Raw genomic sequence first — 12,455 nt, forward strand, 5'->3', positions numbered from 1 at the left:
CGGGGCCGGCCGCGCCGGGGGTGGCTTGCTTTCAGGAGCACCGATGAAAGCCCCCCCGAGCATTCTCGCGATCATGGCCCTGCTAAGCGCCGGCCCGGTCCTGGCCGCGGGCTCGAAGGACGATGGGCGATCCAAGGCCCGGCAGTGCGCCGTCTGCCACGGCATCGACGGCGTCAGCAAGCGCCCCGACGTGCCCCACATCGCGGGCGAGAGCAACATCTACCTCAAGGCCCAGCTCGAGGCCTTCCGCTCCGGTAAGCGGCACCACCGCGAGATGTCTATCGTCGCCCAAGGCCTGAGCGACGACGACATCGCCGACCTGATCGCCTGGTACTCGGCCATCAAGTTCTCGGTGGAGCTGCCGGAATAGACAGGCCGGTCAGCGCTCCGGCGGGATCGAGTAGGTCGCCGTGACATGGGCCACCGGCCCCTCGCCTTCTTCTCCCGCCGTGAACAACGAGACCTCGCCGTAGGCGAGCCGTCGGCCGAGCTTCAGCAGGCGGGCCTCGCCGATCATGTCCCTCGGCTTGGGACGCCGCAGGAAGTTGCAGTTCAGGCTGGTGGTCACCGCCAATTCGACGCGGCCGATTTCGCTGAGCACCGCAATGTAGACCGCGAAGTCGGCGAGACCCATCATCAGCGGCCCCGCCACGGTCCCGCCGGGGCGAATGAAGGATGGCTTGCAAGGCATGCGTACCGTGCAGGACCCCTTGCCGATGCGCTCGACAGAGAAGCCCATGTCCTGCGCCCAGGGCAGGGCGTTCTCGGTCAATTCCTTGGCGTCTTCTAGAGTGATCCTGGACATCGCTGTGCTCGGCATTGGTCGGTTGGGCCGTGACCTCATAGCCGCTCGCGGGCGACGACGCCAAGGCCTTATCGCCAGACGGCTTGCTTCCAGGCCCTCGATCGGATGCTATGATCCGCCGACCAGCCACGAGGAGGCGCCTCATGACCGCTCCCGCCGCCCCAGCCGCCCTGGCAACCGACGACCCGGTTCTGCTTCGCGAGGACCAGGATGGCATCGCCACCCTGACGCTGAACCGGCCGGGACAGTACAACGCGCTTTCCCTCGGCCTGATGGCGGCGCTCCAGGAGGAGCTCGACCGGATCAAGAAGGACCCCGCGGTCCACGCCGTGATCCTGGCCGCCAATGGCAAGGGCTTCTGCGCCGGCCACGACCTGAAGGAGATCCGCTCGGGCGGCGGACGCGACTTCTTCCAGGCCGTGTTCCGGCAGTGCAGCCAGCTGATGATCAGCCTGACCCGCCTGCCTCAGCCGGTAATCGCCCAGGTCCACGGCATCGCGACCGCGGCCGGCTGTCAGCTGGTCGCGACCTGCGACCTCGCGGTGGCCACGGAGACCGCGCGTTTCGGCACCCCGGGCGTCAACATCGGCCTGTTCTGCTCGACCCCCATGGTCGCGCTCACCCGGGCCGTGCCGCGCAAGCAGGCCATGGAGATGCTGCTGACCGGAGAGATGGTCGACGCCCCGACCGCCGTCTCCCTCGGCCTGATCAACAAGGCCGTACCCGAGGGGGACCTGAGCGAGGCGGCCCGCGCGCTGGCCGGCAGGATCGCCGCCAAGTCGCCGCTCACCCTGAAGATCGGCAAGGAGGCCTTCTACCGCCAGATCGACCTCGATCTCGAAGCCGCCTACGCCTACGCCAGCGAGGTCATGACGACCAACATGCTGGCCAAGGACGCCGAAGAAGGCATCGACGCCTTCATCGAGAAGCGCGAGCCGGTCTGGCGGGGACGGTGACACGCCGCGCGGCCATGGACCACGACAGCTACCCCGACAGCTACATTCTCGGCATTCTTCGCCGCACCCGCACCATCGCCATGGTCGGCGCGAGCCCGAAATGGAACCGGCCCAGCTACTTCGCCATGAAGTATCTTCAGGAAAAGGGCTACCGTGTGGTCCCGGTGAACCCGCGGGTCGCCGGCGAGGAAATCCTCGGGGAGACGGTCTATGCCGACCTCGCCTCGATCCCGGGCCCGGTCGACATGGTCGACATCTTCCGCGCATCGAAGGATGCCGGGGCCATTGTCGACCAGTCCCTCGCGGTGGCCGCCGAGAAAGGCATTTCCGTGATCTGGATGCAGCTCGGTGTGCGCGACGACGAAGCGGCGCGGCGGGCCGAGGCGGCCGGTCTCGAGGTCGTCATGGACCGCTGCCCCAAGATCGAGTTCGGCCGGCTCAACACCGAGCTCTCCTGGGGCGGCTTCAACTCCAAGGTCATCTCCAGCAAGCGCCGGAGGCTCAGAATCGCATGACCAAGCGCAAGGACGAGGACTACGGCTTCGAGACGCGGATGATCCACGCCGGCGGGCAGCCGGAGCCGGTCACCGGGGCTCGGCAGACGCCGATCTTCCAGAACACCTCCTACGTCTTCTACGACGTCGACCACGCCGCTTCGCTGTTCAATCTGCAGACCTTCGGCTTCATCTACTCGCGCCTGACCAACCCGACGGTCGCGGTGCTCGAGGAGCGCCTAGCTGCTCTGGAGGGCGGCCGGGGCGCGACCTGCTGCGCCTCGGGCCACGCTGCGCAGATCCTCACTTTTTTCACCTTCATGGAACCCGGCGACCGCTTCATCGCCTCGAACCGGCTCTACGGCGGCTCGATCACCCAGTTCGGCAAAACCTTCAAGAAGTTCGACTGGCACGCCGACTTCGTCGACGTCGACGATCTCGATGCCGTCAAGAAAGCCGTCACACCGAGGTGCAAGGCGATCTTTGTCGAGAGCCTAGCCAACCCCGGCGGCGTGGTCAGCGACCTGGAAGGTCTCGCCAGGATCGCCGAGGAGGCCGGAATCCTGTTGATCGTCGACAACACCATGGCGACCCCCCTGCTCTGCCGGCCCTTCGAGTGGGGCGCCGACCTGGTGGTCCACTCGACCACCAAGTTCCTCTCCGGCAACGGGACGTCGGTCGGCGGCGCGGTGGTCGACAGCGGCTGCTTCGATTGGGCCCAGAATGACAAGTTCGCCGGCCTGACCGAGCCGGAGCCGGCCTATCACGGCCTCAGCTTCTACGAGACCTTCGGCGACATGGCCTTTACCACCCACGCCCACGCGGTCGGCCTGCGCGACCTGGGGCCAACCATGGCGCCGATGAACGCGTTCCTGACCCTGCTCGGCCTCGAGACGCTCAGCCTCCGAATGGAGCGGCACTGCCACAACGCGGAAAAGGTCGCGACCTTCCTCGACGGCCATCCGGCGGTCGACTGGGTGTCCTTCGCCGGGCTGCCCTCGAGCCCCTATCACGATCTCGGCAAGAAATATCTCTCCGGCGGTTCCGGCTCGGTCTTCACCTTCGGTATCAAGGGCGGCTACGACGCCGGCGTGCGCGTGGTCGAGGCTTGCGAACTGCTGTCGCACCTCGCCAACATCGGCGACACCCGCTCGCTCATCCTCCACCCGGCGTCGACCACCCACCGGCAGCTGACCGAAGAGCAGCGAATCGCCGCTGGCGCCGGCCCCGAAGTGATCCGTCTTTCAATCGGCCTGGAAACCGTCGAGGACGTCATCGCCGATTTGGATCAGGCGTTGCGCCAGGCCGGCAAAGCCGAGGCGGCGGAGTAAAGCTCACTCCGCCGCGAGAGCCGCAGGGTCTGCTGGCACAAGCCCGGCCGCGACCCACTTGTGAAAGCAGTGGGTCGGACCATCCATGGCCGGCGAGAATACGCCGCCGTCAAAGGCCGGCGAGGCCCGCCCGCGCTGCATCGATTCGACCACGCCGCGGTCCTCCTCGAAGATGCCGCGCCAGGCCTCGGCGTTGGCGGCGCGCAAGGCCGCGAAGTCCGCCCCCAGGGGTGCGTCGCCAACGTAGTAGATGTGGAAGTGCTCCTTGGTGCGTCCGGCCGCCACCGGCTCGATGTGGACCGCGTAGAAGTGGTTGTCGTGGATGCCGAGCAGCACGTTGGGAAAGAGCGCGACGTACTCGGCACGGCCGTTCCAGTGGGCGGGCAGCTTCGCGAAGCGCGGCAGCTCCGGCCCGTCTTCCAGCAGGCGCGGCGCGAAGGCCGTGCTGCCCTGGCCGGAGAAGCTGTCTTCCTCGATGTTGTAGTGATCCTCCAGGCGGGAATAGCTGTTCAGGCCCGGATGGATCGTCGGCAGATGGTAGGCCTCGCAGTAGTTCTCGACCGCCAGCTTCCAGTTGCAGTTCAGATCGAAGCTCAGGATCGAGTCAGCGCCGCCGTGGCGCAGCTGGGCCGGATCGAAGGCGGCCCAGCGTTCGGCCAGCGGCGCGACCTGCTCGGCGAAGTCCGGTGCCTCGCCGGAGAGGTTGACGAAGACCACGTCGAACCAGACCGCCGTGCGCACCGCCTTGAGGCCGTACCGCGCCTTGTCGAAGCCGGCACAGGCCGCCCGGCCCGGGCCGCCGAGGTTCGGCGTGGTGCGCAGCGCCCCGTCCAGCCCGTAGGCCCAGGCGTGGTAGGGGCAGCGGAGGACGGCGGACACCTTGCCGGGCTCGGTCACCAGCTCATGCCCACGGTGGCTGCAGACATTGTGGAAGACCCGAATCGCACCGGCCCGGTCGCGCAGCAGGATGAGCGGAAGACCCAGCAGATTGATCGGCTTGACGTCACCGGGCTCGGGCACCTCGCTGGCCACGCCGATGCAAGTCCAGGTGCGGGCCAGCAGCCGGTCCCGTTCCAGGCGGGCGAAGGCCTCGGATGTGTAGGCCTGGTTGGGCAACCCCCGAGCGGTCTCGATCGGGTTCAGAACAGGCGCCAGAACACCAGTCTCTAGATTCGTCTCCATGGTCATGGGGGCGCCTCCGGCACGGGTTGAGCATTCGCCCAATACATTTGTATTGCCTTTCTCATCCTGTAAATTGGACAAATTCTCACGCATCACATAACCTCAGCGTATGTCAATCCGTCAATTGCCGCTGCCCCCCGTGAATGCCCTGGTGGTCTTCGAGGCGGCCGCGCGGCGCCTCAGCTTTACCGCAGCCGCGGTCGAACTCGGCGTCAGCCAGGCCGCGGTCAGCCGGCAGATCCGCAGCCTGGAGGATCATCTTGGCGTCGCCCTGTTCCGTCGGCTGCACCGGGCCGTCCGACTGACCGCCGAGGGCGAGCGCCTCTGGGCGGCGGTCACCATGGGCCTGGGGCATATCTCGGAGACCGCGGCCGCGCTCAGGCCCGACCAGGGACGCCATCTGGTCACCGTCTGCACGACCCTTGCCTTCGCGGCCTTCTGGCTGATGCCGCGGATCGACCGCTTCAAGGCAGCCTATCCCGATCTCGAGTTACGCTTCATCGCCTCCGACACGACGGTCGACCCGCGGGCCGAGGGCATCGACATCGCGGTGCGCTACGGCACCGGGCGCTGGCCTGGTCTCGATGCCCGACGGCTGTTCGACGAGGAGATCTTTCCGGTCTGCAATCCGACCTACCTGGAAGGCGGCCCTGCCCTGCATGAAGCGGCGGACCTGCTCGGCGCGAGCCTGCTGCACCAGGAGGCTGGCGAGCCTTCCTGGCTGACCTGGCGGGACTGGTTCAAGAGCCAGGGCGTGATGCCACCGGCCAAGATTCCGGGGCCCCGCTTCAACAACTACACGATCCTGATCCAGGCGGCCCAGGCGGGCCAAGGTGTCGCGCTCGGCTGGCGCCGGCTGGTCGAGCCTCTGGTCGAAGCCGGGTCGCTGGTTCGACCCATTGCGGCCAGCCTTGCCGCGCCCGATGCCTATTACACGGTCATGCCCGAGCAGGTCGCGCTGACCGAGGCGGCGCGGGCGCTCTATGATTGGCTGCACGCCGAGGCCGAAGGCGAAAGCTAGGCCAGGGGCCTCCTAACCCGCCGGGTAGTTCGAGACCTCGATCAGGTTGCCGTCCGGATCCCGGAAGTAGACCGATTGCATCTTCCCTTCGGCGCCGCTTTGTTCGCCCGGCCCCGCTATCACGGCGACACCGCAGGTTTCCAGATGCGCGACGACCTCGGCAAGGGGGGTCTCGGTGACGAAGCAGACATCCAGGGTCCCCGGCTCGGCGGTACGGGCGATCAGGTCGATCGGGCTCGGGTAGGGGTGGACGTTGATCTTCTGCCGGCCGAAGCGGAGCGCGACCCGCCCGCCGTCGAAGGTCTCGCGGATCATGCCCAGCACTGACACGTAGAAACGGCAGGTGGTCTCGATGTCGCGCGCGGTCAGGACCAGGTGATCCATCCGGTCGATCACGGGCACAGGCACAGGGCTACTCCGCCGCCTGGGGCACGGCCTGAAGGCGCCGCTCGCCCGGCAGGAAGGCGGCGGCCAGTGCTGCGATCGCGGCGATGCCGGCGAGGATGAGGAACAGCCAAACGAACTCGGCCGTCTGCTCCTGGACCAAGGCGACCAGCTTGATGGCCAGAGGCGCCGCCGTGAAGGAAAGCACGAACTTGACGCCGAAGGCGAGGCTGCGGTGGCGCTGCGGGGTATAGCGGGCCAGCAGGACGTTCTCCGCCGGCACCGCGGCGGCGGTCAGCACGACGGCCAGCACCGCCACCGCGACCAGCGGCAGGCCGGAGACCGTTGCCATGGCCAGCAGCACGGGCAGCTGGCAAAACCACGCGATGACGTAGATCGGCTTCAGCGGGTAGCGGTCGGCCAGGCGGCCGCCGACCACCTGCATGAACCCGCCGGCGACATAGACCCCGGCGACGAGCGCGCCGATGCCCAGCGTCCCCTGCCCCGCCAGGTCGCCGAGGCGCAGGTCGAAGAGCTTGGGCATGGCCGCCTGGGTGGCTTGAAAGATCAAGCCCATGATCAGCATGGTGAGCACCAGGATGAGATAGACGCGCAGCATGTCCCTGCGCGTGGGCGGCGCCTCGGCGTGCCGGTCGTGCCGGTTCTCGACGATCAGGCCGAGCGCCAAGCAGGCCAGCAGGGCGAGTCCGGTCAGGAGGACGATCACCCCGGGCACGATATAGGCGGCGCGCCAGCCGAAGGCATCGATCAGCACGCCCGCGGTCAGGCCCGCGAGAGCGACGCCGAGACTGCCGAAGATTCCGTTGATTCCGAGCGCCGTCCCCCGGTTCTTTGCGCTGCGCACGAGCCAGGCGATGCCCACGGGATGGTAGATCGAGGCAAACAGGCCGAGGGCGGCGAGACCGAACAGCAAGGCCTCGGGGCGATCGAGCAGCCCGCAGACGATGCCGGAGAGCCCCAGGCCGACGAAATAGACCACCATCATGCCGGTCGAGGACCAGCGGTCGGCCAGCCAGCCGGCCGGTATCGCCCCCAACCCGACCAGGAGCGCACCCAGGGTCCACAGCTCGATCAGCTCGTGATAGGGCAGCGACCAGGTCTCTTCGAGCGCCAGCACGACCACGAAATAGAAGGCCGTAAACATGTGCATGTAGCCATGGCCGAGGCAGGAGAAGACCAGGGAGAGCCGTTCGGAGCGCAAGAGACAGCCGATCGTTCGGGTGGAGCCTGCCCCATCTCTAGCCCTTGCCGCGAATGCGGGCAAGGCGCGGCGGCTCTTGGCCTATTCCCCGCGACCCGCGCGCTTGAGGGCAGGCGCGTGCCGGGCGGTCTCGATCTCGCCCGTCTCCATCTTGACCGCGTTGGTGCCCAGGAAATCGGCGAAGGCCTCGGGCGCGAGCGGCTTGCTGAAAAGGAACCCCTGGGCTTCCTCGCAGCCCTGCTCCTCGAGACAGCGGAGCTGATCCTCGGTCTCGACGCCCTCGGCGATCACACCGATGTTGAGGCTGTGGCCGAGCCGGATCGCGGCCGAGCAGATCGCCGCGTCGTTGGCATCGGTCATGATGTCGCGCACGAAGGACTGATCGATCTTCAGGCGGTCCACCGGAAACTTCTTCAGCCGGTCGAGCGAGGAATAGCCGGTGCCGAAATCGTCGATCGACATCATGACGCCGATCATCTTGAGGCACTCGAGGATCCTGAGACTGGCATCGCCCCCGGCCATCGCCGCGCCTTCCGTGATCTCCAGCTCCAGGAAGCGCGACTCGAGCCCGGCGCCCCGCAGGGCGTCCTCGACCTGCTCGACCAGTTCGTGGTGCTTGAAGTGGACCGGAGAGAGGTTGACCGAAACGCAGATCGGCGGGAGTCCCTGCTCCTGCCAGGACCGGTTCTGCTGGCAGACCTCGTGCAGCAGCCATTGGGTGATCGAAACGATCAGCCCTGCAGACTCGGCCACCGGAATGAACTCGGAGGGCGGGATCAAGCCGCGTTCCGGATGGCGCCAGCGGAGCAGCGCCTCGGCACCGACGATCCGGCGCGAGGCGATCTCAAAGCGCGGCTGGTAGACGATGTGGAACTGCCCGCCCTGCAGCGCGAGCCGCAGATCCTTTTCCAGCTGGCGCTGCGCCTTGACCGCCGTGTTCATTGCCTCGTCGTAGACCTGCCAGCTGCCGCGCCCCATCTCCTTCGCCCGGTAGAGCGCGAGATCCGCGTTCAACAGCAGCTGGTGGGTATCGCCGTGGTCCTGCGGGTAGATCGTGATGCCGATGCTCGTCCCGGAATGGATCTCGTGCTCGTCGATCCAGAACGGGCGCGCGATCTCGCGCACCATGCGATCGGCCAGGTTCGTCACCCCGTCGCTGTCCCGGCAGTTGGTGACGATCACGGCGAACTCGTCGCCGCCCAGGCGCGCCACCGTATCGGTCCGGCGCGCGCAATTAAGCAGCCGTACCGAGACCTGCCGCAGGAGCTCGTCGCCGGCGGGATGCCCCAGGGTGTCGTTGACGTTCTTGAAGCGATCGAGATCGAGCAGCATGAGCCCGACCACGTGGCCGCTCCTCTCGCTCTGCGCGATCGCTTCGTTCAGCCTCATGTGGAACTGCGCCCGGTTCGGCAAGGCCGTCAGGGCGTCCTCCAGGGCCATGCGGCGGATCGTCGCCTCGGTCTCCTCCCGATCGGAAACGTCGGAAACCGTCATGACCACGTGGTCGGCGCTGGTCTTTCGCGAGTTAACCCGCACCCAGCGACCGTCGGCGTGCTGCAAGCCCGACGCACTTAGGGGCGTCTCACTGCGCACCGGGCTTCGCGTCTCGGCGGCGTCGGGCGCGCCTTCCGGATCCGCCAGGACGCCACGCGTATGGCCTTCCCGGACCAACTCTTCGAACGCGAGGCCCGGCCGCAGAAGATCGTAGAGCCCCGGGTAGAGCCGGCGAAACCTCTCGTTGCACAGGATCAAGCGGTCTTCCGGGTCCCACAGCGCGAAACCTTCCGAGATGCACTCCACCACATCGGCGAGGCGCCCCTGCGCCTCGCTCAAGAGGTCGTTCGACAGCTTGGCGTCGTTCGCGTGCTGCTCGATGCGCCGCTGGAGACCTTCCAGCATGTCGACACGCGCTTCCAGTTCCTGCTTGGAGTCGGCAAGCGCCTGTTCGGCGCCGCTCTGCTCGCCGACGTCGCGCAGAATGACCGTGAAGATCGTCTCGTCGCCCAACCGCCGCTTGGCGATCGAGGCCTCGGCCAGGAACTCGGCGCCGTCGCGGCGCAGGCCGGCGACCCGGCCCGCCGGCATCATCGGGCGACTGACCTCGCTCGCCTCCTTGAACTCGCGAAGCTGGTCCCGGTGGCTCGCGCGGAAGCGTTCGGGCAGAAGGTCTTCGAGAGACCGGCCCAGGATGTCCTCGGCCCGGTGACCAAAAATCGCCTCGGCGCCTCTGTTGAACGCCAGGATATGCTGCTCTTGGTCAGCGACGATGATGGCCTCGGAAGTCATCTCGAGGAGGCCGGAGAGGCCGGCCTCGACCTTTTGTTCGCACGCCGGCCGCTGTTGGCGCCGGAATATCCGCGCCCGCAAGGAGGCCAGACCGAGGCGAGCCGCCGCTACGACGCCACCGCCGGTCAGCACGGCAGGCATCCTGTCTTGGCGCGGACACGGTCTGTCCCGAAATCGTTCATCAGGCTTTCATCGCCCCAGGTGCCGAGGCGCCAGGCGGCCGACTGCGCCGCGACCGGCGTTGAACTGCCACGCCTCTCCGCTCTCCGAAGAAATCCACGCTCATGTCGGACGATCTTCAGCCCTCGTAGCTTTGGCCAAACGGAAACGCCGGCGCTGTGCCGGAAAACGCCTATTGAGTAAGAAAAATCTTAATCAACCATAAATTGCCATTGAAACGAGGCGGGAAAGGCCGCCGACGCGGCCCGCCGGATACCTCGGCGCCGGTGCTATCAGGAATAAAGCCACGGGGTTGACCAGCCGGCGAGCCGGCTGGACGACCGACGTGATTCAGCCTGGGCTATACAATCCACGGTTTTACCAAACCCAACCGCGGCCGTGGCGCGCCGCGGCCCTTTGGCCGGCGACGTTCACGGCAGCGTGATCAACGTCATGAAATTGCCCAGATTCGGCCGGATCAGCGCCCCGGGATCGCCCGGGGCCGGTCTCATTGACGGGCTACTTCTTTATCGTGAGAGGCAAAGGAAGAGACGGAACAAGACATGACTCGTCCGGTCACACAGAGGACCCTCCGCCCGGCCAGGGACGGCCAGGAGCGCTCCTCTTCAGCCCCCAAGCAGCCGCCGGTCGATCTCGATCGCGTCGTCTGGGACCCCGAGTACCGCGCTGCGGTCCGTCTGGAGCTCAAATCGGCCCCTCACGCTCCCTAGACTCCTCCCTACAGTCGCCATCGGGCGACACCTGAACGCCCGCGCCACATTTCGGCGCGGGCGTTTTTCTTTGGCACCGCCGGCTCCCGTGCCGCGGGCCGATCAACGAACCTGGTGGCGCCAGCGTTCGATGGTTTCGTAGATGAGATCCCAGTCGGGCTGGTTCTGGCTCTGCCACGCGGTCGAGAAGACCGCGGTGTCACTCTGCGGCCGCTGCTCCGGTGCGAGGTTCTTGAACCGCAGGCGAAGCGGGAGCGTAACGCCCTCGCCCACGACCACGGCCTCCTGACTGCGCAGGGCCGGCAGGGCGTTCAGCATACCCATGGCGCTTTCCGGCAGCACCTTGCGGACGAATTCCTGGTCCTTGTCGTTGCTCATACGCAGCGCGAAGATCGTGTTGCACTGGGAGAGAATCGTTTCATCGAGCTCCGACGGCCGCTGCGTGACCAGGCAGAGTGAGACGCCGTATTTCCGGCCCTCCTTGGCGATCCGCGAGATCGCGTCGCGCGTCGGTTCGAAGGCGTCGTTGCGGTCGCGCGGGATGTAGCGGTGCGCCTCTTCGCAGACCACCAGAACCGGAATCGAGTCTTCCCGCGGACTCCAGATCGCGAAGTCGAAGATCATGCGGCACATTAGCGAGACCACGACCTCGACGATCTCCGAGGGCACGCCGGAGAGGTCGAAGATGGTGACCGGCTTGTCCTCGACCGGGATGCGCATGATCCGGGCGATCACGTCGGCCATGGTGTCGGTTACCTTGAGGCCCGAGAACATGAAGGCGAAGCGCTTGTCGCTGCGCAGACTTTCGATCCGCGCGACTAGGCGCAGGTAGGGCGTCGATTGCTCGGCCTTCTCGAAGGCGCCCATCTCCTTCTGAATCAGATGGGTCAGGCTGCTCAGCTGATAGGGCATCGGCGTATCGACGGTCACGAAGTTGGCCTGGGCGTTCTCGCCCATGAAATTGCGCTTCGCCTCGACCACGGCCTGCTTGAGGATGGCCGACTCCGCCTGCCGGGCCACCCGGTCGGGACTGCAGAGGACCTCGACCAGTTCTTCGAAGTTGAGCAGCCAGTAGGGCAGCTGAAGATTGTCCGGGGTGATGACCTCGGCCCGGTCGCCGAAAGCGCGGCTGTATTCGTTGTGCGGGTCGAGCAGGACGATGTGTCCCCAGGGGTGGTGATCGAGGACCGACCGGAGGATGACCGCCAGCGAGCAGGACTTGCCGGAACCGGTCGTGCCGAGCACCGCGAAGTGCTTGCCGAGAAGCTCGTCGCTCATGACGTAGACAGGCAAGCTGGTATCCTGGTGCAGCCTGCCGACCTCGATGTTGGTGGCGCTCGGCTTGGCATAGATCTGCGCCAGTTCGTTGCGGGTCGCTTCGTAGATCGGCGCGCCCAGAGCCGGGTAGATGGAAACACCGCGCTGGAACGAGAAGCCGCCGCCGACCGCCAGGTCCTTATCGGAAATGAGCGCCTCGCCGAAGAGATCGACCTCGATTCGCCGCCTGTCGGTGAGTTCCGGCGGAGTCGAGGGGTTCTCGATCGTCAGGCCGTTGATCACGCCGAACGCGATCGACTGGGAGGTCAGCACCTTCACCAGCGCGCCGATCTGGAGAGGCTTGGCCGAGGCCTCCTGGACCAGGACCCCGGTCACCTGAGCACCGGAAATCGACGTTACGTACCCTGTCTTGACCAGCTTTTCCGACATAGGAAAACGACCCCCTGAATTGTCTTGGAAGGGCGCCGGGGCGTGGATATGAAGGGGCCGCCGGGCCTCCTCGAAGTTCCGCAACATAAACAACGACGACTGGAAAGATTCGGTTAACCCGGCCCCGCGACTACCGGCCAATCCATCCCGGCCACAGCCGGTGCCGGCACGAAGGAA

At 66.6% G+C, this 12,455-nt stretch carries 11 protein-coding genes; 5 read left to right on the plus strand and 6 right to left on the minus strand.

Features of this window, described 5'->3' with window-relative positions; all coding sequences use genetic code 11:
* Positions 1 to 43 precede the first annotated feature (43 nt).
* Entirely contained in the window at positions 44 to 370 is a 327-nt protein-coding gene (locus tag QNJ67_08735) for a cytochrome c (GenBank protein ID MDJ0609051.1), read from the plus strand.
* Between the two features lie 9 nt (positions 371 to 379).
* On the opposite strand, the gene QNJ67_08740 is transcribed toward QNJ67_08735, so the two are convergent.
* Complete coding sequence (locus QNJ67_08740) at positions 380 to 805, minus strand: PaaI family thioesterase (GenBank protein MDJ0609052.1); 426 nt, start codon at positions 803 to 805, stop codon at positions 380 to 382.
* A gap of 143 nt (positions 806 to 948) precedes the next feature.
* Here QNJ67_08740 and QNJ67_08745 point away from each other — a divergent pair, with 143 nt between their 5' ends.
* From QNJ67_08745 to QNJ67_08755, 3 genes are read left to right on the plus strand one after another with little or no spacing between them, the layout of a single operon-like run.
* The gene (locus QNJ67_08745; protein MDJ0609053.1) at positions 949 to 1,761 is read left to right on the plus strand and encodes an enoyl-CoA hydratase; all 813 of its coding nucleotides are present in this window, start codon (positions 949 to 951) and stop codon (positions 1,759 to 1,761) included.
* Positions 1,758 to 2,276 carry a CoA-binding protein gene (locus QNJ67_08750; protein ID MDJ0609054.1) on the plus strand — a complete coding sequence of 173 codons (519 nt, stop codon included), beginning with the start codon at positions 1,758 to 1,760 and terminating at the stop codon, positions 2,274 to 2,276. Before QNJ67_08745 ends, QNJ67_08750 begins: the two co-directional genes overlap by 4 nt.
* Positions 2,273 to 3,586: an O-acetylhomoserine aminocarboxypropyltransferase gene (locus QNJ67_08755; GenBank protein ID MDJ0609055.1), complete on the plus strand. Its 1,314-nt coding sequence runs from the start codon at positions 2,273 to 2,275 to the stop codon at positions 3,584 to 3,586. Before QNJ67_08750 ends, QNJ67_08755 begins: the two co-directional genes overlap by 4 nt.
* Positions 3,587 to 3,589: 3 nt before the next feature.
* Here the strand turns inward: QNJ67_08755 and QNJ67_08760 are convergent, their stop codons facing one another.
* On the minus strand, positions 3,590 to 4,774 hold the full coding sequence (locus QNJ67_08760; GenBank protein MDJ0609056.1) for an aromatic ring-hydroxylating dioxygenase subunit alpha: 1,185 nt from the start codon (positions 4,772 to 4,774) through the stop codon (positions 3,590 to 3,592).
* A 118-nt stretch (positions 4,775 to 4,892) separates the two neighbouring features.
* On the opposite strand from QNJ67_08760, the gene gcvA reads away from it, so the two are divergent.
* Positions 4,893 to 5,789 (plus strand): transcriptional regulator GcvA, encoded by an 897-nt coding sequence (gcvA, locus tag QNJ67_08765; GenBank protein ID MDJ0609057.1) that lies wholly within the window; start codon positions 4,893 to 4,895, stop codon positions 5,787 to 5,789.
* A 12-nt stretch (positions 5,790 to 5,801) separates the two neighbouring features.
* On the opposite strand, the gene QNJ67_08770 is transcribed toward gcvA, so the two are convergent.
* The 4 genes from QNJ67_08770 to QNJ67_08785 form a co-directional block, all read right to left on the minus strand.
* Positions 5,802 to 6,197, minus strand: coding sequence for a VOC family protein (locus tag QNJ67_08770; protein ID MDJ0609058.1), 396 nt, complete (start codon positions 6,195 to 6,197; stop codon positions 5,802 to 5,804).
* Between the two features lie 4 nt (positions 6,198 to 6,201).
* Positions 6,202 to 7,395 (minus strand): MFS transporter, encoded by a 1,194-nt coding sequence (locus QNJ67_08775; protein MDJ0609059.1) that lies wholly within the window; start codon positions 7,393 to 7,395, stop codon positions 6,202 to 6,204.
* An 81-nt stretch (positions 7,396 to 7,476) separates the two neighbouring features.
* On the minus strand, positions 7,477 to 9,813 hold the full coding sequence (locus QNJ67_08780; GenBank protein ID MDJ0609060.1) for an EAL domain-containing protein: 2,337 nt from the start codon (positions 9,811 to 9,813) through the stop codon (positions 7,477 to 7,479).
* Between the two features lie 860 nt (positions 9,814 to 10,673).
* On the minus strand, positions 10,674 to 12,278 hold the full coding sequence (locus QNJ67_08785; protein ID MDJ0609061.1) for a DUF87 domain-containing protein: 1,605 nt from the start codon (positions 12,276 to 12,278) through the stop codon (positions 10,674 to 10,676).
* Between the last annotated feature and the right edge of the window lie 177 nt (positions 12,279 to 12,455).

This window comes from Kiloniellales bacterium, assembly GCA_030064845.1.
In the GTDB taxonomy this organism is placed as follows: domain Bacteria; phylum Pseudomonadota; class Alphaproteobacteria; order Kiloniellales; family JAKSDN01; genus JASJEC01.